This is a genomic window from Pseudomonas frederiksbergensis, assembly GCF_900105495.1.
Lineage (GTDB): Bacteria > Pseudomonadota > Gammaproteobacteria > Pseudomonadales > Pseudomonadaceae > Aquipseudomonas > Aquipseudomonas frederiksbergensis.
This window is the reverse complement of sequence record NZ_FNTF01000002.1, coordinates 3,683,412-3,709,179: the sequence shown is the minus strand read 5'-3', so window position 1 is coordinate 3,709,179 and position 25,768 is coordinate 3,683,412. Positions and strand designations below refer to the sequence as shown.

The 25,768-nt window shown below is 60.7% G+C and carries 24 protein-coding genes; 15 read left to right on the top strand and 9 right to left on the bottom strand.

What is annotated here, in order from left to right:
* Window positions 1-62 precede the first annotated feature (62 nt).
* Together cobA and BLW70_RS17635 are read left to right on the top strand one after the other, a co-directional pair.
* Complete coding sequence (gene cobA / locus BLW70_RS17640) at window positions 63-902, top strand: uroporphyrinogen-III C-methyltransferase (RefSeq protein WP_074876035.1); 840 nt, start codon at window positions 63-65, stop codon at window positions 900-902.
* Window positions 899-2,392: a nitrite reductase gene (locus tag BLW70_RS17635; RefSeq protein ID WP_074876033.1), complete on the top strand. Its 1,494-nt coding sequence runs from the start codon at window positions 899-901 to the stop codon at window positions 2,390-2,392. Before cobA ends, BLW70_RS17635 begins: the two co-directional genes overlap by 4 nt.
* A gap of 13 nt (window positions 2,393-2,405) precedes the next feature.
* Here the strand turns inward: BLW70_RS17635 and BLW70_RS17630 are convergent, their stop codons facing one another.
* Genes BLW70_RS17630 through BLW70_RS31310 form a run of 3 tightly spaced genes read right to left on the bottom strand, consistent with a single transcriptional unit; the run spans window position 2,406 to window position 4,428 of the window.
* Entirely contained in the window at window positions 2,406-3,044 is a 639-nt protein-coding gene (locus tag BLW70_RS17630; protein ID WP_074876031.1) for a response regulator, read from the bottom strand.
* Window positions 3,041-4,303, bottom strand: a complete 1,263-nt coding sequence (locus tag BLW70_RS17625; RefSeq protein WP_074876030.1) for a HAMP domain-containing sensor histidine kinase — start codon at window positions 4,301-4,303, stop codon at window positions 3,041-3,043. The genes BLW70_RS17630 and BLW70_RS17625 overlap by 4 nt, the downstream gene beginning before the upstream one ends.
* 2 nt (window positions 4,304-4,305) lie before the next feature.
* On the bottom strand, window positions 4,306-4,428 hold the full coding sequence (locus tag BLW70_RS31310) for a hypothetical protein (protein ID WP_008149743.1): 123 nt from the start codon (window positions 4,426-4,428) through the stop codon (window positions 4,306-4,308).
* A 158-nt stretch (window positions 4,429-4,586) separates the two neighbouring features.
* Between BLW70_RS31310 and BLW70_RS17620 the strand changes: the two genes are divergently transcribed.
* The 6 genes from BLW70_RS17620 (at window position 4,587) to BLW70_RS17595 (ending at window position 9,717) form a co-directional block, all read left to right on the top strand.
* Complete coding sequence (locus BLW70_RS17620; protein WP_074876028.1) at window positions 4,587-5,771, top strand: ABC transporter substrate-binding protein; 1,185 nt, start codon at window positions 4,587-4,589, stop codon at window positions 5,769-5,771.
* A gap of 30 nt (window positions 5,772-5,801) precedes the next feature.
* Window positions 5,802-6,761, top strand: a complete 960-nt coding sequence (locus BLW70_RS17615) for a YVTN family beta-propeller repeat protein (RefSeq protein WP_074876026.1) — start codon at window positions 5,802-5,804, stop codon at window positions 6,759-6,761.
* Window positions 6,758-7,489: an ABC transporter ATP-binding protein gene (locus BLW70_RS17610; RefSeq protein ID WP_074876024.1), complete on the top strand. Its 732-nt coding sequence runs from the start codon at window positions 6,758-6,760 to the stop codon at window positions 7,487-7,489. The genes BLW70_RS17615 and BLW70_RS17610 overlap by 4 nt, the downstream gene beginning before the upstream one ends.
* A complete protein-coding gene (locus tag BLW70_RS17605) occupies window positions 7,486-8,277 on the top strand; it encodes an ABC transporter permease (protein WP_074876023.1) in 792 nt (263 codons plus the stop codon). The genes BLW70_RS17610 and BLW70_RS17605 overlap by 4 nt, the downstream gene beginning before the upstream one ends.
* Window positions 8,278-8,440: 163 nt before the next feature.
* Entirely contained in the window at window positions 8,441-8,998 is a 558-nt protein-coding gene (locus tag BLW70_RS17600; RefSeq protein ID WP_074876022.1) for a PQQ-dependent catabolism-associated CXXCW motif protein, read from the top strand.
* A 56-nt stretch (window positions 8,999-9,054) separates the two neighbouring features.
* Complete coding sequence (locus BLW70_RS17595; protein ID WP_074876021.1) at window positions 9,055-9,717, top strand: response regulator transcription factor; 663 nt, start codon at window positions 9,055-9,057, stop codon at window positions 9,715-9,717.
* A 124-nt stretch (window positions 9,718-9,841) separates the two neighbouring features.
* Here BLW70_RS17595 and nahK read toward each other — a convergent pair whose 3' ends face one another.
* The 4 genes from nahK to BLW70_RS17575 form a co-directional block, all read right to left on the bottom strand.
* Complete coding sequence (gene nahK, locus BLW70_RS17590; RefSeq protein ID WP_074876020.1) at window positions 9,842-12,436, bottom strand: hybrid sensor histidine kinase/response regulator NahK/ErcS'; 2,595 nt, start codon at window positions 12,434-12,436, stop codon at window positions 9,842-9,844.
* On the bottom strand, window positions 12,405-13,568 hold the full coding sequence (nosP, locus tag BLW70_RS17585) for a nitric oxide-sensing protein NosP (RefSeq protein ID WP_074876019.1): 1,164 nt from the start codon (window positions 13,566-13,568) through the stop codon (window positions 12,405-12,407). Before nosP ends, nahK begins: the two co-directional genes overlap by 32 nt.
* A 272-nt stretch (window positions 13,569-13,840) precedes the next feature.
* Window positions 13,841-15,025, bottom strand: coding sequence for a porin (locus tag BLW70_RS17580; protein WP_074876018.1), 1,185 nt, complete (start codon window positions 15,023-15,025; stop codon window positions 13,841-13,843).
* 209 nt (window positions 15,026-15,234) lie between these two features.
* Window positions 15,235-16,041, bottom strand: a complete 807-nt coding sequence (locus BLW70_RS17575) for a sulfite exporter TauE/SafE family protein (RefSeq protein WP_074876017.1) — start codon at window positions 16,039-16,041, stop codon at window positions 15,235-15,237.
* Between the two features lie 161 nt (window positions 16,042-16,202).
* Between BLW70_RS17575 and BLW70_RS17570 the strand changes: the two genes are divergently transcribed.
* The gene (locus BLW70_RS17570; protein WP_074876015.1) at window positions 16,203-17,066 is read left to right on the top strand and encodes an MBL fold metallo-hydrolase; all 864 of its coding nucleotides are present in this window, start codon (window positions 16,203-16,205) and stop codon (window positions 17,064-17,066) included.
* A 148-nt stretch (window positions 17,067-17,214) separates the two neighbouring features.
* Here BLW70_RS17570 and bkdR read toward each other — a convergent pair whose 3' ends face one another.
* The gene (bkdR, locus tag BLW70_RS17565) at window positions 17,215-17,703 is read right to left on the bottom strand and encodes a Bkd operon transcriptional regulator BkdR (RefSeq protein WP_017339472.1); all 489 of its coding nucleotides are present in this window, start codon (window positions 17,701-17,703) and stop codon (window positions 17,215-17,217) included.
* A 185-nt stretch (window positions 17,704-17,888) separates the two neighbouring features.
* On the opposite strand from bkdR, the gene BLW70_RS17560 reads away from it, so the two are divergent.
* The 6 genes from BLW70_RS17560 to BLW70_RS17530 all read left to right on the top strand — a co-directional run bounded on the left by BLW70_RS17560 (window position 17,889) and on the right by BLW70_RS17530 (window position 24,786).
* Window positions 17,889-19,124, top strand: coding sequence for a 3-methyl-2-oxobutanoate dehydrogenase (2-methylpropanoyl-transferring) subunit alpha (locus BLW70_RS17560; RefSeq protein WP_074876013.1), 1,236 nt, complete (start codon window positions 17,889-17,891; stop codon window positions 19,122-19,124).
* Between the two features lies 1 nt (window position 19,125).
* A complete protein-coding gene (locus tag BLW70_RS17555; RefSeq protein ID WP_074876011.1) occupies window positions 19,126-20,184 on the top strand; it encodes an alpha-ketoacid dehydrogenase subunit beta in 1,059 nt (352 codons plus the stop codon).
* Window positions 20,185-21,456, top strand: coding sequence for a dihydrolipoamide acetyltransferase family protein (locus BLW70_RS17550; RefSeq protein WP_074876009.1), 1,272 nt, complete (start codon window positions 20,185-20,187; stop codon window positions 21,454-21,456).
* Window positions 21,457-21,459: 3 nt separating this feature from the next.
* A complete protein-coding gene (lpdA, locus tag BLW70_RS17545) occupies window positions 21,460-22,842 on the top strand; it encodes a dihydrolipoyl dehydrogenase (protein WP_074876007.1) in 1,383 nt (460 codons plus the stop codon).
* A gap of 234 nt (window positions 22,843-23,076) precedes the next feature.
* Window positions 23,077-24,096 carry a branched-chain amino acid aminotransferase gene (locus tag BLW70_RS17535; protein WP_074876004.1) on the top strand — a complete coding sequence of 340 codons (1,020 nt, stop codon included), beginning with the start codon at window positions 23,077-23,079 and terminating at the stop codon, window positions 24,094-24,096.
* Window positions 24,097-24,258: 162 nt separating this feature from the next.
* Window positions 24,259-24,786, top strand: coding sequence for a serine acetyltransferase (locus tag BLW70_RS17530; protein ID WP_074880639.1), 528 nt, complete (start codon window positions 24,259-24,261; stop codon window positions 24,784-24,786).
* Here BLW70_RS17530 and BLW70_RS17525 read toward each other — a convergent pair.
* Complete coding sequence (locus BLW70_RS17525; RefSeq protein ID WP_074876002.1) at window positions 24,764-25,678, bottom strand: LysR substrate-binding domain-containing protein; 915 nt, start codon at window positions 25,676-25,678, stop codon at window positions 24,764-24,766. The two genes, BLW70_RS17530 and BLW70_RS17525, sit on opposite strands and share 23 nt — an antisense overlap.
* Window positions 25,679-25,768: the final 90 nt, after the last annotated feature.

Below are 25,768 nucleotides of genomic sequence, written 5' to 3'. Positions count from 1 at the left end.
GTCCGGCCAACCACCTGACAAAGGTGGGGCCGGCCAACCTGATGAAGCACCAAGGACGTCCCATGCCTCCATCGATTGCTATACCGGCCACACTTGAGTCCCCGTTCCGACCGGGCGAAGTTGCCCTGGTCGGCGCCGGCCCCGGCGATCCACGCCTGCTCACCCTGCGCGCCTGGAGCCTGTTGATGCAGGCCGACGCCGTGGTGTACGACCGGCTGATCAGCCCCGAATTGCTGACCTTGATCCCCCTGACCTGCGCCCGCCATTACGTGGGCAAGGCCAGCGGCTGCCACAGCCTGCCCCAGGACCAGATCAACGAACTGCTGGCCGACCTCGCCGATCAAGGGCAGCGCGTGGTCCGGCTCAAGGGCGGCGACCCGTTCATTTTCGGTCGCGGTGCCGAAGAGCTGGAGTACTTGCTGCAACGCGGTGTTGATTGCCAGGTGGTGCCGGGCATTACCGCCGCTTCCGGCTGTAGCGCTTACGCGGGCATACCCTTGACTCACCGCGACCTGGTCAATTCCTGCCGATTCATCACCGGTCATTTGCAACGCGATGGCGAGTTGTCGTTGCCCTGGAACAGCCTCGCCGACAGTAGCCAGACCTTGGTGTTTTACATGGGCTTGTCGAACCTGGGGATCATCGCTAAACGCTTGATCGAAGCCGGGATGTCAGCCGACACGCCGGCGGCGCTGATCAGCAACGGCACGCGGCCCGACCAGCACGTCGCCCGTGGCAAGTTGCACCAATTGCCGACCCTGGCGCTGGATTGTCCACCGGGCATTCCGACATTGACGGTGATTGGCACCGTGGTCGATCTGTTCGCCGCAGAACAACTCGAATACCCGGCGCGGCTGTACCCGGCGCAAGCTCTGCAACGTCAGGCCAAGGTGGCGATATGAGGCGAATCCTCCTTGCCCATCTGTTATGGATCAGTGCCGCCCAGGCCGGCGCAGCGGTTCCGGCACTTGAACACGCGGCGCATAACTATCAGCAGCATTGCCAGAGTTGTCATGGCACTAACCGTCTCGGCGGTGCGGGGCCGGCGTTGTTGCCGGAGAGTCTCAGCCGGATCAAGCCTGATGAAATTCGTCGGGTGATCCAGAACGGCCGACCTGCGAGCCAGATGGCTGGTTATGCCAACGTGTTCAGCCCCGCTCAGATCGACGCGCTGGTGGATTACCTTCAGCAACCACCCGCCACCCCGCCCACCTGGAGCAATGACGACATTGTCGGCAGTCACTCGATGCTCGCGGATCTCGGCAAATTGCCCACTACGCCCCAGCATGGCGCCGATCCGCTGAACCTGTTCGTGGTGGTGGAAGCCGGCGACCATCACATCGACATCCTCGACGGTGACCGCTTCGAGGTGTTGGCGCGGTTTGCTTCGCACTTTGCCGTGCATGGCGGGCCGAAGTTTTCGCCGGACGGCCGCTTCGTCTACTTCGCCTCCCGTGACGGCTGGATCAGCCTGTATGACCTGCACAACCTGAAGTTGATCGCCGAAGTCCGCGCCGGCCTCAATACCCGCAACCTGGCGGTGAGCAAGGATGGACGCTGGGTGCTGGTGGGCAACTATCTGCCGGGGAATGTGGTGGTGCTCGATGCCCGTGACCTGTCGCTGGTCAAAACCATTCCCACGATCGGTCAGGACGGCACCGCGTCACGGGTCAGCGCGGTCTACTCCGCCCCGCCGCGGGACAGTTTCATCGTGGCGCTCAAGGACGTGAAAGAAGTCTGGGAACTGTCCTGGGCCGGCACACCGGATTTCGAACCACGGCGGATCCCGGCCGGGGACGTTCTCGACGACTTCTCCTTTTCACCGGACTACAAACAGCTGCTGGCCACCTCGCGCAAGGCCCAGGGCGGCCAGGTGATCGACCTCGACAGCGGCAAGGTGATCACCGACATCCCGCTGCCGGGGATGCCGCATTTGGGCTCGGGGACTTATTGGAAACGCAACGGTGAGTGGGTGTTCGCCACGCCGAACATCAGCAAGGGGCTGATCTCGGTCATCGACTTCAAGAGCTGGAAACTGATCAAGGAAATCCCGACCCTGGGGCCGGGGTTTTTCATGCGCAGTCACGTCAATTCACGGTATGCCTGGAGCGATGTGTTCTTTGGGCCGGACAACGATGCGATTCACTTGATCGACAAACAGACGCTGGAGATTGCCCACACGCTGCGTCCGATGCCGGGCAAAACGGCCGCTCATGTCGAGTTCACTCGCGATGGCCGTTTCCTGCTGCTGAGCATCTGGGCCACCGACGGTGCGCTGATCGTCTACGACAGCAACACACTCAAGGAGATCAAACGTATCCCGATGAACAAGCCTTCGGGCAAGTACAACGTGGGGAACAAGATTGAGTTTGCCGAGGGGACTTCGCATTAGGGTTTGGATCGGGTCAACTCGCCACCCGCACAACCCCCATATCAATCCCCAAATGCACCAGTTCGGTATGGGAAGTCACCTGCAACTTACTCTTGAGCAAGGTCAGGTGATTGGAAACAGTCTTGCTGCTAATGCTCAGCTGCTCGGCAATCACCCGCGCCGGAGTACCTTTGGCAAGCATCACGAAAATCTCCAGTTCACGCTGAGTCATGCTCTGCAAGCGCGGATCACTGGCATCCTGTTGCGGATGACACGCGAGCTGAGTGGCCAGCGGCTGCTCAATGTAGGCATGACCGGCGAGGATGCGCTGCACGGCCTCGATCAGCACTTCGGGTGCCGAGCTTTTGGTCAGGTAGCCCGAAGCCCCGGCGTCGAGCGCCTGGCGCACCAACGGCAGTTCATCGTGCATGCTGAAAAACAGCACCCGCAGTTGCGGCAAGCGCTGACGCAATCGCCGGGTGGTTTCCAGACCGCTGATCCCCGGCAGACCAAAATCCATGATCACCAGATTCGGTACGGCTTCGTGTACCCGCGTCAGCGCCTCCTCGCCCGTCGCCGCTTCACGGACTTCCATTGCCGGCAACAACGCTCGCAACAGACTGGCATAGCCCTGACGGACCACCGCATGGTCATCGACCAACAGGATATTCATGACACCTCCCAAGGCATGCTCAACGTCAGCGCCCAACCGGCGCCGGGGTGACTGATGACTCGCAACTCGCCGCCCAGGCTGCGCGCACGTTCGAACATCGAATACAAACCGACACCCGGCCGCTGCGGCTGTTGCGCGCCTCGTCCGTTATCCCGAATGAGCAAGCGCAAACGGCCGCCGTGGAATTGCAGGCGGACCCGCACCTGGCTGGCTTCGGCGTGCCGGGCGATGTTGGTCAATGCTTCCTGCAACAAACGATACAGATGGGTTTTGTTCGGTGCGGACAGCGGCGGGAGCTGCGCGCTGACCCGTAACTGGCAATCGATGCCTTGCCGGCCCCGCCATTGCTCCACCAGCAAACCGAAGGCTTCGGCCAGCGGCAGGTGTTGCAACACCACCGGATAGAGGTCATGCACCAGCGCCCGGAAACCCTGTTGCAAATGTTCGCAGTTGTGCTCCAGTTCCCGCACCGTGCGCTCCACCACCCCGGGTTGATCGGCCACCAGTCGCAACAGGCAGGCCTGGGCGCGAATGCCCGCCAGGTATTGGCCGAGGTCATCGTGCAGGGTCTGCGCCAGATGGGTGCGTTCCTGCTCCTGCACCGCTAATAACGCCTGAGTCAGTTGGGTCTTGTCGGCGCAAGCCTGCTCCAACGCAGCGGTCATCTGATTGAAGTGCACCGCCAGTTGCCGCGCTTCCGGCACACCTTCAGCGCGCAATCGCACCTTGAGTTGCCCACCGGAGACCTGTTGCAACGCGCGCAACAATTCATCGAGCAAGCCCATGCCCCGGCGCACGGCCCAGCGGATGGTCAACAGACTCAACAGCAACGCCAACCCACAGAGGCTCAGCAGCTGTAGCAAGGAATCCCGGACTTCGTCGATTTCATCCCGCGGATCGACCGCGATCTGGACACGCCGGCCATCCTGCAAATCCAGCACCTGGGCGCTGTGTCGAGCTTGGGCAAACAACAAGCGCCCGAGCCAGGCGTCGGCCCCTTCCTGAACCGGCAGCCGTGCCGCCTCGCCGGGTTCCAGCCAGCGCACCCGTACATGCCGCAAACTGCCTGTCAGCCGGGGTTGCAGGCTGGCGGGGTCACGCTCGGCGGTTTCGCTCAAGTACTCGACCACCGCTTCGGCGGATTGCAGTTCACGCTCCACGTCCGCCAGCGCCTGGTGCACCAGCAAGCCCATGCACGCCAAGGTGACCAAGGCGAAAAATCCGCCGACCCAGAGGTTGATCCGCCACAGGGCCGACATCCCTAGCGCCCCGGTGTCATGGGCAGGACCAGCAACGGCGCGGGACGCGGGCCGTGGAGCTTGTCGACGCCGATCAGGGTCAGGATCAGCAGCAACGGCAGAAGCAGCGCTTTGAGAATACGCATGATCGATCTCCTCCCGTGTGATGGCCGTTATCGCCCATGCTAGAACCGCGCCACCCCGGGCGAGCTACTACCTTGGTACTGGCTCACTGGTACTTTCTGCATATTTCCTTCTGCCTCACAGCGTTCCTATGCTGGCGCTACCTGTAATGGAGTGCCCTATGCGCCAGCTTGCCCCTTACGCCCTGATCTACCTGTTGGCGATTGCCTGTGCCGCCGGGCTGGCGACCCAGAGCCAGGCTGCCGAGGCGTCGTTGCAGGTGCAGATCGGCTACCTGGGCTATCGCCCTGATCCGGGCCCGTTGCTGTCGAACGTCATTCCCGAGCCGGTCGATGCCGGCCTGCGTGGCGCCGAACTGGCGATCACTGACAGCAACAGCACCGGGCGTTTCCTCAATCAGAGCTACAACCTGGTCAGCGCCAACGTCGACAATCCGGATGCCCTGGTCGAAGCGGCCAAGGTTCAACATGCCCAAGGCCTGCGCCTGTTTGTCGTCAATGCGCCAGCCGCCAGCCTGCGCCAACTCAGCACCGTGCTGCCCGACAGCTTGCTGTTCAACGCCGGCAGCCCCGATGACAGCTTGCGCACCAGCGACTGCCTGCCGAATGTGCTGCACAGCCTGCCAAGCCGGGCGATGCTCGCCGATGCACTGGCGCAATTTCTGGTGCTGCGCAAATGGCAACGGGCGCTGCTGATCGTCGGCCCGACCCCGGACGATCAAGCCTATGCAGCCGCCCTGCGCCGCGCCGCCAAACGCTTCGGCCTGACCCTGGTCGCGGAAAAAGCCTGGAGTTTCGACAATGATCAGCGCCGTAGCGCCCAGGCCGACATGCCGCTGTTCACCCAGACCGCCGAGTACGACGTGGTGCTGGTGGCGGATGAACGGGGTGATTTCGGCGAATACGTGCCCTACCAGACCTGGTACCCACGGCCGGTCGCCGGCACTCAGGGACTGACCCCGGTGGGCTGGCACAAAACCGTGGAAACCTACGGCGCCGCCCAATTGCAGAAACGCTTCGAAGCCCTGGCCGGACGCTGGATGAATGACCGCGATTTTGCCGCCTGGATCGCCGTGCGCAGCATCGCCAGCGCCGTGAGCAAACTGCGTCAGGTTGATCCGGTGGCAATCCGTACGCTTGAGATCAGCGATCAATTGCCGCTGGACGGTTTCAAGGGTCGCAAGCTCAGCTATCGACCGTGGAACGGCCAGTTGCGCCAACCCATTCCCATCGTGCAGCCCCGGGCGCTGGTCAGCACGTCGCCGCAAGACGGCTTCCTGCACCCCTTCAACGAGATGGACAGCCTCGGCTACGACAAACCCGAGGTCAGCTGCCGTTTTCCCTGACCCAATAATTAAAACAACAAGGAATCTGCCATGCGCCGCACCCTGCTTTCCTGCGCTCTGCTGCTCGCCGCCGGGCACGCCGCTGCCAGCACCGCCTGGGTTTCCAACGAAAAAGACAACAGCCTGAGCCTGATCGACCTGCAGACCCTGCAAGTCACCGACACCCTGCCCGTCGGCCAGCGCCCGCGCGGTCTGCTGCTGTCCCACGACAACAAGCTGCTGTACATCTGCGCCAGCGACTCGGACCGGGTCCAGGTGATGGACGTGGCCACGCGCAAGATCATCAAGGAACTGCCCTCGGGCAAAGATCCTGAACAATTCGCCCTGCACCCGAATAATCGCTGGCTGTACGTTTCCAACGAAGACGATGCGCTGGTGACGGTGATCGACACCGAAACCTCCAAGGTGCTCGGGCAGATCAGCGTCGGTGTCGAGCCTGAAGGCATGGCCGTCAGCCCCGACGGCAAGTGGGCGGTGAACACCAGTGAAACCACCAACATGCTGCACTGGATCGACACCAGCACCCAGACTCTGGCCGATAGCACTCTGGTGGATCAGCGACCGCGCTTCGTTGAGTTCACACCCGATGGCTCGAAGCTCTGGGCTTCGGCGGAAATCGGCGGCACGGTGACCATTCTCGACGTCGCCAGCCGCAAGGTCCTCAAAACCCTGACCTTCCAGATCAAGGGCGTGCACCCGGACAAAGTCCAGCCAGTGGGGATCAAGCTCAGCGCTGACGGCAAGTACGGTTTCGTCGCCCTCGGCCCGGCCAATCATGTGGCGGTGATCGATGCCAAGACCTTCGAAATTCTTGATTATCTGCTGGTCGGCCGGCGGGTCTGGCAGATGTCGTTTACCCCGGATCAAAAGCAATTACTGGCCACCAACGGCGTCAGCGGCGACGTGTCGGTGATCGATGTCGACAGCCTCAAGGTGACTAAATCGATCAAGGTCGGGCGTTATCCGTGGGGCGTGGTGGTGACGCCATGAACGCACTCGAAGTCAGCGAACTGAGCTTCGCTTATGGTGCGAAAGAGGCGTTGCGCCAGGTGAGTTTCAGCCTGGCGCCCGGCCGTTTCGCTGCGTTGCTCGGGCCGAATGGCGCGGGCAAATCGACGCTGATTGCCCTGCTCACCCGGCTCTATGATTTACAGCGCGGTGACATCCGCGTCGGCGACTGTTCGTTGCGCAACGCCGCACGTCCGGCGCTCAAGCAATTGGGTGTGGTGTTTCAGCAAAGCACGCTGGACCTGGACCTAAGCGTCGAGCAAAACCTGCGTTATCACGCCGCGCTGCATGGCATGTCGCGGCGCCAGACCAGCCTGCGGGTCGACGCCGAACTGGCCCGTCAGGCCTTGACCGAACGCCGTCGCGAACGGGTTCGCGAACTCAATGGCGGCCACCGTCGCCGAGTGGAAATCGCCCGTGCCTTGCTGCATGAACCGCGCCTGCTGCTGCTCGACGAGGCCAGCGTTGGCCTCGACCCGGCCAGTCGGCTGGCGCTCAATCAACACATTCGTAGTTTGTGCCGCGAACAGAACATCAGCGTGCTCTGGACCACCCATTTGCTCGATGAAGTGCAGCCCAGCGATGACTTGCTGATTCTCCATCAGGGCCGGTTGGTGGCCAGCGGACAGGCCGATGCGCTGAGTCTGGAGCACGGTGGTGACCTGGGTTCGGCCTTCGCTCGACTGACCACTTCAGGAGCCGCCCAATGAATGCCTACTGGCAATGTTTCAGCGGCATCGTGCTGCGCGAATGGCTGCGTTTTGTGTTGCAGCGCACGCGGTTTCTCAGCGCGCTGGTTCGGCCGTTGCTGTGGCTGCTGGTGTTCGCTGCCGGTTTTCGCGCGGCACTGGGGATCGCGATCATCGAGCCCTACGACACCTACATTCCCTACGAGGTCTACATCATTCCCGGACTGGCCTGCATGATCCTGCTGTTCAACGGCATGCAAGGTTCACTGTCGATGGTCTACGACCGGGAAATGGGCAGCATGCGCGTGCTGTTGACCAGCCCCCTGCCCCGGACTTTCCTGTTGTGCAGCAAACTGCTGGCCACCTCGTTGATCTCGTTGTTGCAGGTGTACGCCTTTCTGGCGATTGCCTGGGTGTACGGCGTGCAGCCACCGGCCATGGGGCTGTTGATCGCCTTGCCGGCGTTGCTGCTGGTGGCGTTGATGCTCAGCGCGCTGGGTTTGTTGCTGTCCAACGCGATCCGCCAGCTGGAGAACTTTGCCGGGGTGATGAATTTCGTGATCTTCCCGCTGTTTTTCCTGTCGTCGGCGCTGTATCCGCTGTGGAAGATGCGCGAGTCCAGCGAGTGGCTGTATTGGTTGTGCGCATTGAACCCGTTCACCCATGCGGTGGAACTGGTGCGGTTTGCCTTGTACGAACGCTTCAATCCGCTGGCACTGGCGGTGTGCGTGGGGCTGACGCTGGTATTCGCCCTGCTCGCCGTACTCACCTTCAACCCGCAACACGCCGCCCTGCGCAAATCCAACTAATGCCGTGTAACCCTGATCGTTCCCACGCAGAGCGTGGGAACAATCAATCAGCGATCAACGGTTCGAAATTACTACTTTAGTACTGGTTTTCCTGTCTATCGTCGCATTCCAATCGCACCGAGACTGGCATGTAATAGGTTCATAACTATAAGGATTGAACCCCATGCCGCGTGCCCGACGTCGTCTGCTGCGCCCTTCTCTCGCTGCGCTATCGCTAAGCCTGTTGCTGGGCGTCGCGCAGGCCGAAACACCGCTGTTTTCCGCCGACGGCTATCGCATCGGTCTGTACCGCAGTCCGACCCCGAATCACGTACAGGGCGCCGACATCATCGATACCGCCGCCCTGCAAACCCTGCTGACCCAGACACCCCGTCCAGTATTGATCGACGTCTACCGCCGGCAATGGCTGCAAGGACGTTTCATCGAGGACCAGCCCCACGAAAGCCTCCCCGGCAGCCATTGGCTGGCCAATACCGGCGACGGTGACCTGACGCCTGACTGGGAGGACTATTTTGCGCGTAAGCTGAACACATTGACCGCAGGTGATCTCGCACAACCGCTGGTCTTCTACTGCCGCTCCGATTGCTGGCTGAGCTGGAACGCCGTGAAGCGCGCCGCCGCCATGGGCTATAAGACTCTGTATTGGTATCGCGACGGCCTGGACGCCTGGCAGGCAGCCAACCTGCCCGTAACGCCCGCCCAGCCCGAGCCCTTCCCCTGACCTTTACGCGTGCGAGTTGTTGCCACACCCTAATCAAAATAATGAGGTGAAAGGCTATGTACAAAATTCTGATTGCCGATGATCACCCGCTGTTTCGCGAAGCCATTCATAACGTCATCAGCGATGGTTTTCCGGGCAGCGAGGTGATGGAAACCGCCGACCTGGACAGCGCCCTGGTGTTGACGCAGGAACACGACGACCTGGACCTGATCCTGCTCGACCTGAACATGCCCGGCATGCACGGCCTCAATGGCCTGATCAATCTGCGCAACGAGGCACCGACCATTCCGGTGGTGATCGTCTCGGCCGAACAGGACAAACAAGTCGTGCTGCAAGCCATCACTTACGGCGCGGTGGGCTTCATCACCAAATCCTCGCCACGGGTGCAGATGACCGAAGCCATCCAGCAGATCCTCAACGGCAATGTCTACTTGCCGCCGGACATCATCCGCACGCAAAAAAGCGGTACAAGGCGCATGAACGATGCCCCGAGCTTCCCACCTGAGCTGCTACAGGCCTTGACCCGCAAGCAGTTGCTGGTGCTCGAACGCATGACCAAGGGCGAGTCGAACAAACAGATCGCCTACACCCTGGAAATCGCCGAAACCACCGTCAAGGCCCACGTCTCGGCGATCCTGCGCAAACTGAATGTGCACAACCGGGTGCAGGCGATTCTGAGTGCCGGGGATATTGATTTCGGGTCTTACTTACGCCGCTGATGTCTGATGATGATCGTTCCCACGCTCCGCGTGGGAATGCAGCCCGGGACGCTCTGCGTCCCTCCAGAGCCGAACGCGGAGCGTCCGTTGAGGCATTCCCACGCGGAGCGTGGGAACGATCATCTCAAGGCCTGCCGAGCAAATGACTCATCGCGGTCTTGAGCTTCATCGGCCGCACCGGTTTGTGCATCAGGGTGTGGCCCAACTCGCGGATCTGCTGTTTGAGTTCGTTGCTGTAGTTGGCGGTGATCATCATCGCCGGGATCGCCGAACCGCGACGGGCGTTGATCCGGGCCACGGCATCGACGCCGTTCTGATCGTCGTCCAGGTGATAGTCGGCGATCAGCAAATCGGCTTCTTCGTGATAGTTGTCCACTTGCCGCGCCAGGTCCTGCTCGGACAGCGCCGTGACCACCAGACACCCCCACCCTTCGAGCAAGGTGCGCATGCCGGCGCAAATGGCCGCGTCGTTGTCCAGCACCCAAACCCGCGCCCCACGCAGGCGTTCAAGCATCGGCTCACTCATCAACAGGCTCGGCAGCGCCTTGGGGGCCGTAGCGCTGAGGGGCACTTCGACCGAGAACATCGAGCCCTTGCCCGGCCACGAACGCACATGAATACGGTGGCCGAGAATCCTCGCGATCTTTTCCACGATCGCCAGTCCCAGACCTAACCCGCGATCCTGATCCGGTCGCTGCACATCACCACGTTTGAATTCCTGAAAAATCTCCTCGAGGCGGTTTTCGGCGATGCCCATGCCGCTGTCCCAGACCTCGATCGACAGGCGCTGGTGATGACGCCGACAACCGAGTACCACACGTCCGCTGTAGGTGTAGCGAATGGCGTTGCTCAGCAGGTTCCGAAGAATCCGCGCCAGCAACTGAATGTCGCTGCGCACCAAGGCGGAACAAGGAATGAAATGCAGCTCCAGGCCTTCACTGCGAGCCACCTGGGTGTACTCGGCCGCAAGGTTTTCCAGCAATTCGCTGAGGGCAAATGGCGCAATGTCGGCCTTGATCACCCCGGCATCGAGCTTGGAGATATCGACCAGCGTACCCAGCAGGTTCTCCACGTCTTCCAGGGAGTTGCTGACATTTCGCACCAAAATGGCATTGGCCACCGGCTCCCGCCGTTCGAGCAACGCGCTGGTAAACAGCCGCGCTGCGTTGAGCGGTTGCAGCAGGTCATGACTGACGGCAGCGAGAAACTTGGTCTTCGACAGGTTGGCTTGTTCGGCCTCGAGCTTGGCTTCACGCAGGCGAGATTCCGCCCGCCGACGCTCGTCGATTTCGCGCAGCAACTGGTCATTGAGGGTGGTCAGTTCTGCCGTGCGTTCGCGCACCCGCAACTCAAGATTCTGATAGGCCTGGTGCAGCGCTTCGGCGGTGCGGCGGCGTTCGGTGATGTCGCGGATCAGCACGAAAATCCCCACCACTTCCCCGGTGGCCAGGCGATTGGGCACATAGGAGCGCAACATGTAGCGCTCCTGATTGTTGATGTTGGTTTCGGCGAACTCGAACGTCACGCTCTCACCGGCCAAAGCCCGGGCGACGTAGGCTTCCAGGCGCTGGTAATGCTGTTCGCTGTGGACTTCGCGCAGGCTCTGCCCAAGCATCACACCCCGAGGCCAGCAGTACCATTCTTCGTACACCTTGTTGGTGAATTCGTAGACCAGATCGGCATTCAGGTAGGCAATCAGCGCCGGCACATGGTCGGTGATCAGGCGGATCCAGCGCTCGCTTTCGCTCAGCGCTTCGGCGTGTTGGTAGCGTTCGGTGATGTCGGTGAAGGTGTTGACGAAACCGCCGGTGGGCAACGGATGGGTGCGAATTTCCAGCACCCGGCCATCGTAGAGGCGCTGCTCGCACTCCAGCACATGCCGTCCGTTCAGATCCCGGCTGGCCGGGGTCAGCAGATTCAGCTCGCTGTCGCCGATCACTTCGGCAAACGGACGATGGGCCGCCACCGGGGCCAGGCCGCTGAGTTCGAGGAATCGCCGGTTCCACAATTCCAGAATGCCCTCGGCGTTGACCATGGCCACGCCTTGGGACAGGTTGTCGACCGCCCGTTGCAACAAGTGGGATTTCTGCGCCACCGCCTGCTCGCGGCGCACGGTTTCGCGGAGTTTGACGTCGGTAATGTCGGTGAACAGGATCACCCGCCCGCCTTCCTGGGTGGGGCGTTCGCTGACTTGCAACCAGCGACCGTCCTGCAGGCGATAAAGCAGGTTTTCGTCGGCATGCCCGCGCGGCTCTTCAGTGAACAACCCGGTGGCGGACATCAGCCGCTTGACCTCGGTCAGGCGCATGCCGGCGTTGATCCGCACCCGGCTGTTGCCCCAGAACGCCTTGAAACGGCTGTTGAACAACACGATCCGCTGGTCCGCATCGAACAGCACGAACGCGTCGGAAATGCTCTCGATGGCATCGATCAAATGCTGATGCGCGGTTTCTGCTCGCAGGCGTGCCTCGCTGAGCAAGCGATTGCCCGACTTGAGTTCAGCCATGGCCTGGTTCAAGGCGTCGGTGCGCTCACGCACCTGCTCGGCCAGCACCACAGAATGCTGGAACGCCGCGTACGGGTCATTGCCGCGGGTGATGCCGGACTCGATCCGCTCGATCAGCGCGCCATTGATACGCTGCAGCTTGTGGTTGTCGCGCTGCAGGCTGGCGATCTGCGCTTGAAGCTCAACGATGTCCAGGGGACCGGCCTCGGGCAATGGCAACCCCGGTGAAGGTCTGGTTGATGTGCATGCCATTGAACTGTTCTCCGTAGGTGTTGAAACCCATCACCCGCTGGTCACGCAAAAACGTTCCGATCTGCTCCAGACTGCCGCTGTCTTCCAGTTCCATACGCCTTAGAAAGCAGTCGCAGCCGATGGTCAGCAACAGATCGCCAAGGCGCTCCTGCAAGCCTTCGAACAGGGTTTGCAGGTTTGGCAGCATGGGGCCGGGCTTCATGACAGTAAGGACGATGCCGTTTTCCACCGCACAGTAGAAACTCAGGCTCAGGTCCGGATGAACCTGCTGGATCGCCCTCACGTAATACTGATCGTTGATCCGCACGGCCAAGGGGTGCGCGGCGAAGATCCGGTGATCGAGCTCCGCCACCGGCACACCAATGTGCCGGGCGTATTCCTCGGCGGCCGGTTCGGCATTCAGTTCAAAGACCCGGCGTGAGGCGCTGTCGGCGCCGGTGACCACCAGTTTTTCCGCCCGCGGCAGAATGTGGTGGGTGGTGAAAACTTCAAAGTCGAGCCAGGTATTGACCAGCACCACCACCGCCGCGCCGCTGTGGAACTCGCCATTGAAATAGACGTGGGTGTGGGTCAGGTAATTGTCGTCGCCGGCAGAACCGCCGAAATGCGGGATGTCGCCCAATGCTGCACTCAGGGCCGCGAGGACCATTTCTTCACGACTGGACAAGCCATCGAGCAGAGTCAGGGCAAAGCTGTTGCCCTTGATCGGCGCCAACGTGTTGCTGCGACAGCCACTGACCAGGCGCTCGACCATTTGCTGGGCGTCGATCAGGCTGAAGCGCTCCATCTCGCAGATCAGTTCGGCGTCGATGGAAAAATGCCGGTGGTCGAAGCCGACCGCGGTCACGCAGTTGCGGCCATAGCCCAAGGGCGTGATTTCCCCGGCACTGGTGCAACCCACCAGGCGTATACCGCCGAAGCTTTGTTGCAAGGCCTGGCCCAGCGCCTGCAAGTCGTACTCGGCGGAACAGAAGAACAGCACGAAGCCCAAGTGCGGATGCAACAGTTGTCGCGCCAGCTCCTGCGCCACTTGCTGGGCATCGGTGGCCTGGGACATGGCACTGACCACACCTTCACTCTGGACCTGCTGCATCGTCGCCTCCCGCAGGTGCGCATGTATGAGGCTGGAGTGTACGAAGCCTGTGAGCTGCGACGTATGCTACTTGGGTAGCGGGTAGCCGCTTCGATGGGATGAGAGTCGGCAAATTGAGTACTTGATGACTGACGCATTTGTGGCGAGGGAGCTTGCTCCCGCTGGACTGCGAAGCAGTCCCCAACCGGCCGATGCGCGACCAGGATCGGGACCGCTACGCGATCCAGCGGGAGCAAGCTCCCTCGCCACAAGTAAGCGGCGTCGCTACAGGGTTACCAGGTCAGCACAGCCCCCACCGCAAAGGTGTCGGTGTCTTCATCCTGGTCGCTGGTGTCGTGGCCGTTGATTGCGAACTGGTTGTACTCGGCCACCAGCTTGAGGTTGTCGTTGATGTCATGGAACAACGCAACGCCGCGCGTTTCGTAGTCCGCGCCGCTGCCGACCACGCCATTGCCGTCGTCGTTGGTCTTGCCGTAAGACAAGGCCAGTCGGTTCTTGCCCAGTTTGTAGGAGCCCTGCAGCAGGTAACCGTCACTGTCGACATTGCGCAGGGTCGGTTCGCCAGCGTTGTTGGTGAAAAACGGGTTGATGCCTTTGGCCTGGAAGCCGGAGCCTGTAAGGGACAAACCGCCCATTTTCGCCTGCACGCCATAGCCGACGCCTTTGGAGGTGACGGACTCGACGGTGGAATCGGTATTGTCCGACGTCTGGTAGCTGCCGTTGACCCAGCTGTAGATCTTCGCCCCGGCGAGGTCGAACTGATAGGTGATCTCGCTTTCGGTACGCGGGTTCTCTTGGTACGCCTTGCCGGTCGGGCTGCTGTCGTTGGTGTCCACCGGGTCCATGATCCCCACGGCCACTCGCAAACCCTCCATCACCGGCGTGCGGTAGGTGATCTGCGACGTCGGGAACGGGTACGGATAACCCGTGCCGATATTGCCGAACGACACCCCGCCACCGTCCACCAGCCCCAGGGTATCGCTGACCTGGCCGTAACCGGCGAGCAACTCATCGAGCAGGATGTTGGAACGGGCGAACAGGCCGAAGTCCTTGCCGACCAGCACTTCGCCCCACTCAGGGTTGGCCACCGTGCCGTAGAACTGACGCACGTCGATGGCGGTGTCGGTGCCGTTGGTTTCGCTGTCGTTGATGGTCACCCAGAAAGAAGACCGGGCGCCGAGCTTGAGGTCATCGACCTGCTTGCCCATGTTGAAGCCCAGGTAGTTGGGCAGAAAACCCATTTTGACCCGCGCTTGCTTGCGGTCGAACTGGTCGCCGGCACGGTCCACATCGCTGTTCACGTAAAAAGCGTTGATGTAGCCGTCGGTGGAAAACGTGGTCTGGTCCTTGTCGTACAGCACGATCTCGGCTTGGGCCATCGAGCTCAAACCGAGGGTCGAAAGGCTGGCGATGAAGGCAGGCAAGAAACGATGCTTGATGTTCTTATTGTTGTGCATGACGCGCTCCGCAGCGGGGGACTGGATGTCGGAGGCGATTATCGAAAGCTGACCGGCGGCGTCATACGCTGCCTTGGAGGCGGTTTTGAAATGCTTTGGAGTGGCAGGTGATGCGCGGCAAGTTCGGTGTAAGACCGTCCGTCGACGAGGCCCGGAACTTAAGGCGTACGCCTGTGGAACGGACTGGCGTCCACAGGAACCGGTACTTGCTAGACGCCCGCTCTAAACAGCATGTAAGCGGCGACCACGACACAGATGCTGGCGAAGCCGATCTGCAATGCCCGGGCCGGGACTCGCGCACAAAGTCTTCGGCCAATGATCATGCCGACGATGCTCGCGACGATAAACGCCACGCCCAAACCGTCGATTCGCACCCCGGCCTGAAACGCGCCAATCACGCCGATGGCGGAAATCAGGCTGATCACCATCAACGACGTGGCGACGATGCCGCGCATCTGCACATCGGTCAGTTGCTTGAATGCAGGGACGATCAGGAAGCCGCCACCGACCCCGAGCAGCCCCGATACCACACCGGTCACCGCGCCCAGTGCCGCGAGGGTCGCGGTGCATTTGGCGGTCCAGGAAAAGCGCCCGGTCTGCTGGTCGAGCATGCAGTTCTTCTGGCCCCAGTTGGCGTGGCCGTGGTCGCTTGGCCCTTCGTCCTGGCGCTCTCGGCGCAGCATCCGCCAGGCCACCATGACCATCAGCAGGCTGAACAGGATCATCAGGATTTTTTCCGGCAACTGATGGGCGAAGTAGATGCCGATCGGCGAAAAAATCGCCCCCAGCAGAGCGATCAGCAACGCTGCGCGATAACGCACCAGGCCATGGCGCAACCCGTCAATGGCGCCGACAGCCGCCGCACTGCCCACCGCGAACAGGGCGACCGGCGCGGCTTGCGTCATGGTCCAACCCAGCCCCAGCACCAGCGCCGGCACCGCAAGAATGCCGCCACCGGCGCCGGTCAAACCGAGAACCAACCCCATCACCACGCCAAAAAAAATTGCCAGCAACATAAAACACTCGTGATCCGCGAAAAAAGCCGGGAACGCCCGGTATCGATGACTGACAGAATAGAGCCCGCGCAGCTTTTTTGATTAATTGAATTGATGCGGGCTGGTCAGCGCAGGGAGAATGAAACTACCCTCATGGCTTGTCCTAAAAGAAAACGGCCACCATGCCTGCCTTGATTGAAGCTTTTTTAGACCCTGCCTCGTCGACCTACAGCTACGTCATCTACGAACACGATGGCGGACACTGCGCCATCGTCGACCCGGTGCTCGATTACGACCCCGCCGCGGGGCGAACCGCCACCACCCAGGCCGACAAGATCATCGCCTTCGTTCGCCAGCATCAGTTGCAGGTGCAATGGCTGCTGGAAACCCACGCCCATGCCGATCACCTGTCCGCTGCGCCGTATCTGCGTCGGGAACTGGGCGGGAAGATTGCGATTGGTCAGTCGATCAGCAAGGTTCAAAGCGTGTTCAAGACCCTGTTCAACCTTGAGCCGGAATTCTGTATCGATGGTTCGCAGTTCGATCATCTGTTCGCGCCGGATGAATCGTTCCGCATCGGCAATCTCAAGGCCACGGCCCTGCATGTTCCCGGCCATACGCCAGCGGACATGGCTTATCTGATCGACAGCGATGTGATTCTGGTGGGCGATACATTGTTCATGCCGGATGTGGGCACCGCGCGCTGCGACTTTCCCGGCGGCAATGCCAATCAGATGTTTGCCTCGATTCACAAGCTGCTGGCCTTCCCTGCCGGCGTCCGACTGTATGTCTGTCATGACTACCCGCCCGAGGGGCGTAAACCGCAGTGCATGAGCACGGTGGGTGAACAGCGCAAAAGCAACATTCACATTCATGACGGCATCGACGAAGCCACGTTCGTTGCCATGCGCACCCGGCGCGATGCGGGGTTGGGCATGCCGACGCTATTACTGCCGGCGATCCAGGTGAATGTGCGGGCGGGGAATTTGCCGCCGGCTGAGGGCAATGGCGTCACCTATTTGAAGATCCCTCTGAATAAACTCTAATGATCGAACACGTAACCCGTAGCAGCTGTCGAGCACCGCGAGGCTGCGTCCGCGGTTTACCTGAAGGAACTCGGTTGTAGGGTCTGCGACTGCTACGCAGCCGAACGCTGCCTCGCGGTGCTCGACAGCTGCTACAGGGGATTTGCGTTTAGTTCGCGAGAGTTAACCCATTCGCCGGCAACGGCAACGCCGTCTTATACCGCACCTGCTTGAGCGCAAAGCTCGAGCGGATATTGGCAACGCCGGGGACTTTGGTGAGGAAGTCCATCATGAAGCGCTCCAGCGACTGAATAGTCGGCACCAGTACGCGAATCAAGTAATCCGGGTCGCCGGCCATCAAATAGCACTCCATCACTTCCGGGCGATCCGAGATCGCTTCCTCGAAATGCTGCAACGCCTCCTCCACCTGTTTTTCCAGGCTCACATGAATGAACACATTCACATGCAGCCCCAGCAAGTCGGCATCCAGCAGCGTCACTTGCTCACGAATCAGGCCCAATTCCTCCATCGCCTTGACCCGGTTGAAGCACGGGGTTGGCGACAGATTGACCGAGCGTGCGAGGTCGGCGTTGGTGATGCGCGCGTTCTCCTGAAGGCTGTTCAAAATGCCGATATCGGTACGGTCCAGTTTGCGCATGAGACAAAACCACCTGTTTTTTATGTTTATGCAGATTTTTTATCCTCAAATGATCACCAGCGCAATGAAACAGAGAGAAATATTCTTCTTGGCCCGGCCTATGATTGTTGTAGGACAAGATTTCTTTCACCGAAGAATGACGGTCAGCTCACTACAAGAAATTCACAAGATCGAGCGTAGAAGCCATGAACCAAGCGTACGAACCGCTGCAACTGCACGTTCCCGAACCATCGGGCCGTCCAGGCTGCAAAACCGACTTCTCCTACCTGCGTCTGACCGACGCCGGCACGGTGCGCAAACCCCCAATCGACGTTGAACCGGCCGACACCGCTGATCTGGCCAAGGGACTGATTCGCGTCCTCGATGACGAGGGCAATGCCCTCGGTCCCTGGGCTGAAGGCGTGCCGGCAGAGATCCTGCGCAAAGGCATGCGCGCCATGCTCAAGACGCGGATCTATGACAACCGCATGGTGGTCGCCCAGCGTCAGAAAAAAATGTCGTTCTACATGCAGAGCCTTGGCGAAGAAGCCATCGGCAGCGGCCAGGCCCTGGCGCTGAACGTCGATGACATGTGCTTCCCGACGTACCGCCAGCAAAGCATCCTGATGGCGCGCGAAGTGCCGCTGGTGGACCTGATCTGCCAGCTGTTGTCCAACGAGCGCGATCCGCTCAAGGGCCGTCAGCTGCCGATCATGTATTCAGTCAAAGACTTCGGCTTCTTCACCATTTCCGGCAACCTCGCCACCCAGTTCGTGCAAGCCGTGGGCTGGGGCATGGCCTCGGCGATCAAGGGCGACACCAAAATCGCCTCGGCCTGGATCGGCGACGGCGCTACCGCTGAATCCGACTTCCACACCGCCCTCACCTTCGCCCACGTTTACCGTGCGCCAGTGATCCTCAACGTGGTCAACAACCAGTGGGCGATCTCCACGTTCCAGGCGATTGCCGGTGGTGAAGCCACCACGTTCGCCGGTCGTGGCGTCGGTTGCGGCATTGCCTCCCTGCGGGTCGATGGCAACGATTTCGTCGCGGTCTACGCCGCCTCTGCCTGGGCCGCCGAACGCGCCCGCCGCAACCTCGGCCCGACCATGATCGAATGGGTCACCTACCGCGCCGGCCCGCACTCGACTTCTGATGATCCGTCCAAATACCGTCCTGCCGACGACTGGAGCTACTTCCCGTTGGGCGACCCGATTGCGCGTCTCAAGCAGCATCTGGTGAAAATCGGTCAGTGGTCCGAAGAGGAACACGTCGCCGTCAGTGCCGAACTGGAAGCCGAAGTGATCGCCGCACAGAAAGAAGCCGAGCAGTACGGCACCCTCGCCGGCGGCCAGATTCCGAGCGCCGCGACCATGTTCGAAGACGTCTACAAAGAGATGCCGGAGCACTTGAAGCGCCAGCGTCAAGAGTTGGGGATCTGACATGAACGATCACAACAACAATATCGAGTTGGAAACCGCCATGACCACGACCACCATGACCATGATCCAGGCCCTGCGCTCGGCCATGGATGTGATGCTTGAGCGTGACGACAACGTCGTGGTGTTCGGCCAGGACGTCGGCTACTTCGGCGGCGTGTTCCGTTGCACCGAAGGCCTGCAGAACAAGTACGGCACCTCCCGCGTATTCGACGCGCCGATCTCCGAAAGCGGCATCGTCGGCGTCGCCGTCGGCATGGGCGCCTACGGTCTGCGGCCGGTGGCCGAGATCCAGTTCGCCGACTACGTTTACCCGGCGTCGGACCAGATCATTTCCGAAGCCGCCCGCCTGCGTTATCGCTCGGCCGGCGAGTTCACCGCCCCGATGACCCTGCGCATGCCTTGCGGCGGCGGCATCTACGGCGGCCAGACCCACAGCCAGAGCATCGAGGCGATGTTCACCCAGGTCTGCGGTTTGCGCACGGTGATGCCGTCCAACCCTTACGACGCCAAAGGCTTGCTGATCGCCTCCATCGAAAACGATGACCCGGTGATCTTCCTCGAGCCAAAACGCCTGTACAACGGCCCGTTCGACGGTCACCACGAACGCCCGGTTACCCCGTGGTCGAAACACCCGGCCGCGCAAGTGCCGGACGGTTACTACACCGTGCCGCTGGACGTCGCCGCGATCACCCGTCCGGGCAAGGACGTGACCATCCTGACTTACGGCACCACCGTTTACGTGTCGCAAGTGGCGGCTGAAGAAACCGGCATAGACGCCGAAGTCATCGACCTGCGCAGCCTGTGGCCGCTGGACCTGGAGACCATCGTCAAGTCGGTGAAGAAAACCGGCCGTTGCGTGATCGTGCACGAAGCGACCCGCACCTGCGGTTTCGGCGCCGAACTGGTCGCCCTGGTGCAAGAGCACTGCTTCCACTACCTGGAAGCGCCTATCGAACGCGTCACCGGTTGGGACACTCCCTACCCGCACGCACAAGAGTGGGCGTATTTCCCTGGTCCGTCCCGAGTGGGCGCGGCTTTGCATCGGGTTATGGAGGTCTGAATGGGCACGCACGTTATTAAAATGCCGGACATTGGTGAAGGCATTGCAGAAGTTGAACTGTCGGTTTGGCACGTCAAAGTCGGCGACATGGTCGTCGAAGACCAGGTACTGGCCGATGTCATGACCGACAAGGCGATGGTCGACATCCCTTCGCCGGTGAACGGCAAGGTGATAGCCCTGGGCGGACAGCCTGGCGAAGTCATGGCGGTTGGCAGCATCCTGATCAGCATTGAAGTCGAAGGCGCGGGCAACGTTAAAGAGTCGGCGCAGCCTGCACCGGTTAAAGAAGCGCCGGTGTCGGCACCGAAAGTTGCCACCGCTGTCGAGAGCAAACCGGTTGTTGCCGCAGCGCCGCGAGCTGCCGTATGCCAGGGCCCGATGGTCGCTCGCGAAGCGGATGAGCGTCCGCTGGCCTCACCGGCCGTGCGCAAACATGCGCTGGACCTCGGCATTCAATTGCGTCTGGTGCGTGGCACCGGCCCTGCCGGTCGGGTGCTGCACGAAGACCTCGAGGCCTATCTGGCTCAAGGTCAGCAGCCGCAATCCACCGCTGTCGCCGCTTACGCCCAGCGTAACGATGAAGAACAGATCCCGGTCATCGGCATGCGCCGCAAGATCGCCCAGCGCATGCAGGACGCCACTCAGCGCGCCGCTCATTTCAGTTATGTCGAAGAAATCGACGTCACCGCCGTGGAAGAACTGCGCGCTCACCTGAACGAAAAACACGGCGCGACCCGCGGCAAGCTGACCTTGCTGCCGTTCCTGGTCCGCGCACTGGTCGTTGCCCTGCGCGACTTCCCGCAGATCAACGCCCGTTACGACGACGAAGCCCAGGTCATCACCCGCCTCGGCGCGGTGCATGTCGGCATCGCCACCCAAGCTGACATCGGTTTGATGGTGCCGGTGGTCCGTCACGCCGAAACCCGCAGCCTGTGGGACAGCGCTCAGGAAATTTCGCGCCTCGCTACCGCTGCCCGCAATGGCAAGGCCAGCCGCGATGAGTTGTCCGGTTCGACCATCACCCTGACCAGCCTCGGCGCCTTGGGCGGTATCGTCAGCACCCCGGTGCTGAACCTGCCTGAAGTGGCGATCGTGGGCGTCAACAAAATCGTCGAACGCCCGATGGTCGTCAAAGGCCAGATCGTGATTCGCAAGATGATGAACCTCTCCAGCTCCTTCGATCACCGCGTGGTCGACGGCATGGACGCGGCGCAATTCATCCAGGCCATCCGTGGCTTGCTCGAACAACCCGCAACCTTGTTTGTGGAGTAAGACATGCAGAATTTGAACACCACGCTGCTGATTATCGGCGGCGGCCCTGGCGGTTATGTGACGGCGATTCGTGCCGGTCAGCTGGGCATCTCGACCATTCTGGTCGAAGGCGAATCCCTGGGCGGCACGTGCCTGAACATCGGCTGCATTCCGTCCAAGGCGTTGATCCACGTCGCCGAACAGTTTCACCAGACGCAGCATCACAGCCAGCATTCGGCGCTGGGCATCAGCGTGTCGGCGCCGACCCTCGATATCAGTAAAAGTGTCGAGTGGAAGGACGGCATCGTTGATCGCCTGACCACCGGCGTGGCGGCGCTGCTGAAAAAGAACAAGGTTCAGGTCATTCAAGGTTGGGCCAAGATCGTCGACGGCAAAACCGTCGACGTCGGCGACACGCGGATTCAGTGCGAACACCTGGTGCTGGCCACCGGCTCGAAAAGCGTGAACCTGCCGATGCTGCCGATTGGCGGCCCGATCATCTCCTCCACCGAAGCCCTGGCGCCGACGTCCGTGCCGAAACGGCTGATCGTCGTCGGTGGCGGTTACATCGGTCTGGAGCTGGGGATCGCCTATCGCAAGCTCGGCGCTGAGGTCAGCGTGGTCGAGGCTCAGGATCGCATCCTGCCGGCCTACGACGCGGAACTGACGCAGCCTGTGCATGACGAACTGAAAAAATTCGGCATGAAGCTTTACTTGAAGCACAGCGTCCAAGGCTTTGATTCTTCTAGCAATACACTGCAAGTTCTTGATCCGAATGGCGACACCCTGAACCTGGAAACCGATCAGGTACTCGTCGCCGTCGGCCGTAAACCGAACACTCAGGGCTGGAACCTCGAAGGTTTGAACCTGGACATGAACGGCTCGGCGATCAAGATCGACAACCGCTGCCAGACCAGCATGCGCAATGTGTATGCCATTGGCGACGTGAGCGGCGAACCAATGCTCGCGCACCGGGCCATGGCTCAGGGTGAGATGGTTGCCGAACTGATCAGCGGCAAATCCCGCGAGTTCAACCCGACCGCCATCGCCGCCGTGTGCTTTACCGACCCGGAACTGGTGGTGGTCGGCAAGACCCCGGACGACGTCAAGGCGGCGGGCCTGGACTGCATCGTTTCCAGTTTCCCGTTTGCCGCCAATGGTCGGGCGATGACGCTGGAATCGAAAAGCGGCTTCGTGCGGGTCGTGGCGCGGCGTGACAATCATGTGATTGTCGGCTGGCAGGCGGTCGGTGTGGGCGTGTCGGAATTGTCGACGGCGTTCGGCCAGAGCCTTGAAATGGGCGCCCGGCTGGAAGACATTGCCGGCACCATCCACGCGCATCCGACACTCGGCGAGGCGGTACAGGAAGCGGCGTTGCGAGCCCTCGGCCACGCGCTGCACCTGTAACCGCTTCATCTGATCGTTCCCACGCTCCGCGTGGGAATGCCTCAACGGACGCTCCGCGACCGCGTTATGGACGCGGAGCGTCCCGGGCTGCATTCCCACGCAGAGCGTGGGAACGATCAAAGGAACGAATTGCGGGCTGCGAAATGGGCCCGGAATGAAGTATTGTTGTCCCCATCCAGAAAAACGTCAGAAGCCTTGAACCGTTTCGGCGGTTGTTAAGCGATAGAGGGTGTCATGGGTAACGAAAGCATCAATTGGGACAAGTTGGGTTTTGACTACATCAAGACAGACAAGCGCTATCTGTCGCACTGGCGTAATGGCGAGTGGGACAAAGGCACCCTGACCGAAGACAATGTGCTGCACATCAGCGAAGGCTCCACTGCCCTTCACTATGGCCAGCAATGCTTCGAAGGGCTGAAGGCCTATCGTTGCAAGGACGGTTCGATCAACCTGTTCCGCCCGGACCAGAACGCCGCCCGCATGCAACGCAGCTGCGCGCGCCTGCTGATGCCACAGGTGTCCACCGAGCAGTTCGTCGAAGCCTGCAAGGAAGTGGTCCGCGCCAACGAGCGTTTCATCCCGCCTTACGGCACCGGCGGCGCGCTGTACCTGCGTCCGTTCGTGATCGGCGTGGGTGACAACATCGGCGTGCGTACCGCCCCCGAGTTCATCTTCTCGATCTTCGCCATCCCGGTCGGTGCCTACTTCAAGGGCGGCCTGACCCCGCACAACTTCCTGATCTCCAGCTACGACCGCGCCGCCCCACAAGGCACCGGTGCAGCCAAGGTCGGTGGTAACTACGCGGCCAGCCTGATGCCAGGTTCCCAGGCCAAGAAAGCCCACTACGCCGACTGCATTTACCTGGACCCGATGACCCACACGAAAATCGAAGAAGTCGGCTCGGCCAACTTCTTCGGGATCACCCACGACAACAAGTTCGTGACCCCGAATTCGCCGTCGGTCCTGCCGGGCATTACCCGCCTGTCGTTGATCGAGCTGGCAAAATCGCGTCTGGGCCTGGAAGTGGTCGAAGGCGACGTGTTCATCGACAAGCTGTCCGACTTCAAGGAAGCCGGCGCTTGCGGTACTGCTGCGGTGATCACCCCGATCGGCGGCATCAGCTACAACGACAAACTGCACGTGTTCCACAGCGAAACCGAAGTCGGCCCGGTCACCCAGAAGCTCTACAAAGAGCTGACCGGTGTACAGACCGGCGACATCGAAGCGCCAGCGGGCTGGATCGTCAAGGTTTGATTTGACGGGACCTGATCCCCAGCGGCACATAACCCATCCATCGCTTTGCCGATGGGTGGGTTTTTTATTGCACAAGGAATGGCGATTCGGGGTCCGTACCCATTCCCTGGTTCACTTGATAAACTAGCCCATTTTTCAGAGCCGAAGGCTAGGGACTGCGCCGTGAATTTAGAAACTTTGACGATGCATTGGAAATCGGAAGTTTCAAACAAGAAAAAACCAGGAAGTCGCATCGGCCTGATCACCAATATTCTTAAACGAACCAGAAAGAGCAACACGCTCAGGTACTTGTTCATATTCAGACTGGCGCAGTATTTAAATGCTCGCAAAGGTTTGTGCCGCGTTTATGCGAAACGGCTGGAAAGAAAGAGCAATCTAAAGTACGGAGTTGACATAAATATCGATGCCCAAATAGGCCCCGGCTTTCGTATCGGCCATTTGCCTGGGATCGTTATCACTGGCCATGTGCGGATCGGCCGAAACTTCTTTATCCGTCAAAACACTACCATTGGCATTAAAACCATGGGACTAGCTGAATATGACCTCAAGATCGGCGATAACGTAAGTATCGGGGCAAATAGTTGCATCATCGCGGACACCCTCTCAATTGGTGATGACGTTACTATCGGGGCCATGTCCTTCGTCAATAAAAACATTCCCGCAGGCACTACTTTTTATAACGCCCGATAATCGTGAGTGCATCCCGTTCTATCTGAGCAAACAACCACTCCACAAACACCCGTGTCTGCGCCGTCACATTAGGCGCGACACCGTAGTAATAACGCGGCAACGGCATTCGCAATTCGGGCAATGGGCAAATCAGGCGACCGCTAGAGAGATGGGTGCCCAGCAAAGAGGTCGGGCACAAGGCAATGCCCTGTCCTTCCACGGCGGCCTCAAGCACCCGGTGCATGTGGTCAAACTGCCGGGTGACCTGAGAGGCTGACTGGCCTTGACCAAAATGCAGGGCCCAGTTGTGCCAATCTTCGCGACGCGCCTTGGCGGTCAGTAACGTGTGACGGCTCAGGGACGCGAGGTCTTCAAGGGCCAGGCGCTCGATCAGCGAAGGTGCCGCGACCAGCAACAGTTCGTCTTCGAAGAGCGCTCGTGCCTCGATCGCCGGTGCCCAGTCATCACGACCACGGCGAATGACGATGTCGAACCCGTCGCGGGCATGATCGGGTGCCTGGGTCTGGGTCATCACTTGCGGCTTGATGTCGGGGTGCTGCGCGATGAAATCTTCCAGTCTGGGCGCTAGCCACAGCATCGCAAAGGATGGGCGGACATTGATCTTCACGGTCGGCAGCGAGGCATGTTGCTTGAGCGCAGCGGTGGCGTTGGCAATCTGCGCCAGCCCGGCACTGACCTGCTCATAAAAGCGTTGACCCGCCGGCGTCAGCACCGATTGCCGGACACGCCGCTCGAACAGCAGCACACCCAGGTGCTCCTCAAGCAATTTGATGTGCCGGCTGACGGCACTGTGACTGACATGCAGCTCTTCGGCCGCCAGGCTGAAACTCTGATGGCGAGCAGCAACAGCAAAGGCGCGAACAGCATTGAGGGGCGGTAGTGGATTGATCATGTGTCTAATTTAGTCACATATGCAGCGCAATTAAAGCGTTTGTCATGCCCACGTCGTCACGCCAATCTGCTCGCACGCAGCCAGCGCCAC

Coding starts and splice junctions, on each gene's coding strand:
- cobA (WP_074876035.1), top strand. CDS start 63: ATGCCTCCATCGATTGCTATACCGGCCACACTTGAGTCCCCGTTCCGA.
- BLW70_RS17635 (WP_074876033.1), top strand. CDS start 899: ATGAGGCGAATCCTCCTTGCCCATCTGTTATGGATCAGTGCCGCCCAG.
- BLW70_RS17630 (WP_074876031.1), bottom strand. CDS start 3,044: ATGAATATCCTGTTGGTCGATGACCATGCGGTGGTCCGTCAGGGCTAT.
- BLW70_RS17625 (WP_074876030.1), bottom strand. CDS start 4,303: ATGTCGGCCCTGTGGCGGATCAACCTCTGGGTCGGCGGATTTTTCGCC.
- BLW70_RS31310 (WP_008149743.1), bottom strand. CDS start 4,428: ATGCGTATTCTCAAAGCGCTGCTTCTGCCGTTGCTGCTGATCCTGACC.
- BLW70_RS17620 (WP_074876028.1), top strand. CDS start 4,587: ATGCGCCAGCTTGCCCCTTACGCCCTGATCTACCTGTTGGCGATTGCC.
- BLW70_RS17615 (WP_074876026.1), top strand. CDS start 5,802: ATGCGCCGCACCCTGCTTTCCTGCGCTCTGCTGCTCGCCGCCGGGCAC.
- BLW70_RS17610 (WP_074876024.1), top strand. CDS start 6,758: ATGAACGCACTCGAAGTCAGCGAACTGAGCTTCGCTTATGGTGCGAAA.
- BLW70_RS17605 (WP_074876023.1), top strand. CDS start 7,486: ATGAATGCCTACTGGCAATGTTTCAGCGGCATCGTGCTGCGCGAATGG.
- BLW70_RS17600 (WP_074876022.1), top strand. CDS start 8,441: ATGCCGCGTGCCCGACGTCGTCTGCTGCGCCCTTCTCTCGCTGCGCTA.
- BLW70_RS17595 (WP_074876021.1), top strand. CDS start 9,055: ATGTACAAAATTCTGATTGCCGATGATCACCCGCTGTTTCGCGAAGCC.
- nosP (WP_074876019.1), bottom strand. CDS start 13,568: ATGCAGCAGGTCCAGAGTGAAGGTGTGGTCAGTGCCATGTCCCAGGCC.
- BLW70_RS17580 (WP_074876018.1), bottom strand. CDS start 15,025: ATGCACAACAATAAGAACATCAAGCATCGTTTCTTGCCTGCCTTCATC.
- BLW70_RS17575 (WP_074876017.1), bottom strand. CDS start 16,041: ATGTTGCTGGCAATTTTTTTTGGCGTGGTGATGGGGTTGGTTCTCGGT.
- BLW70_RS17570 (WP_074876015.1), top strand. CDS start 16,203: ATGCCTGCCTTGATTGAAGCTTTTTTAGACCCTGCCTCGTCGACCTAC.
- bkdR (WP_017339472.1), bottom strand. CDS start 17,703: ATGCGCAAACTGGACCGTACCGATATCGGCATTTTGAACAGCCTTCAG.
- BLW70_RS17560 (WP_074876013.1), top strand. CDS start 17,889: ATGAACCAAGCGTACGAACCGCTGCAACTGCACGTTCCCGAACCATCG.
- BLW70_RS17555 (WP_074876011.1), top strand. CDS start 19,126: ATGAACGATCACAACAACAATATCGAGTTGGAAACCGCCATGACCACG.
- BLW70_RS17550 (WP_074876009.1), top strand. CDS start 20,185: ATGGGCACGCACGTTATTAAAATGCCGGACATTGGTGAAGGCATTGCA.
- lpdA (WP_074876007.1), top strand. CDS start 21,460: ATGCAGAATTTGAACACCACGCTGCTGATTATCGGCGGCGGCCCTGGC.
- BLW70_RS17535 (WP_074876004.1), top strand. CDS start 23,077: ATGGGTAACGAAAGCATCAATTGGGACAAGTTGGGTTTTGACTACATC.
- BLW70_RS17525 (WP_074876002.1), bottom strand. CDS start 25,678: ATGATCAATCCACTACCGCCCCTCAATGCTGTTCGCGCCTTTGCTGTT.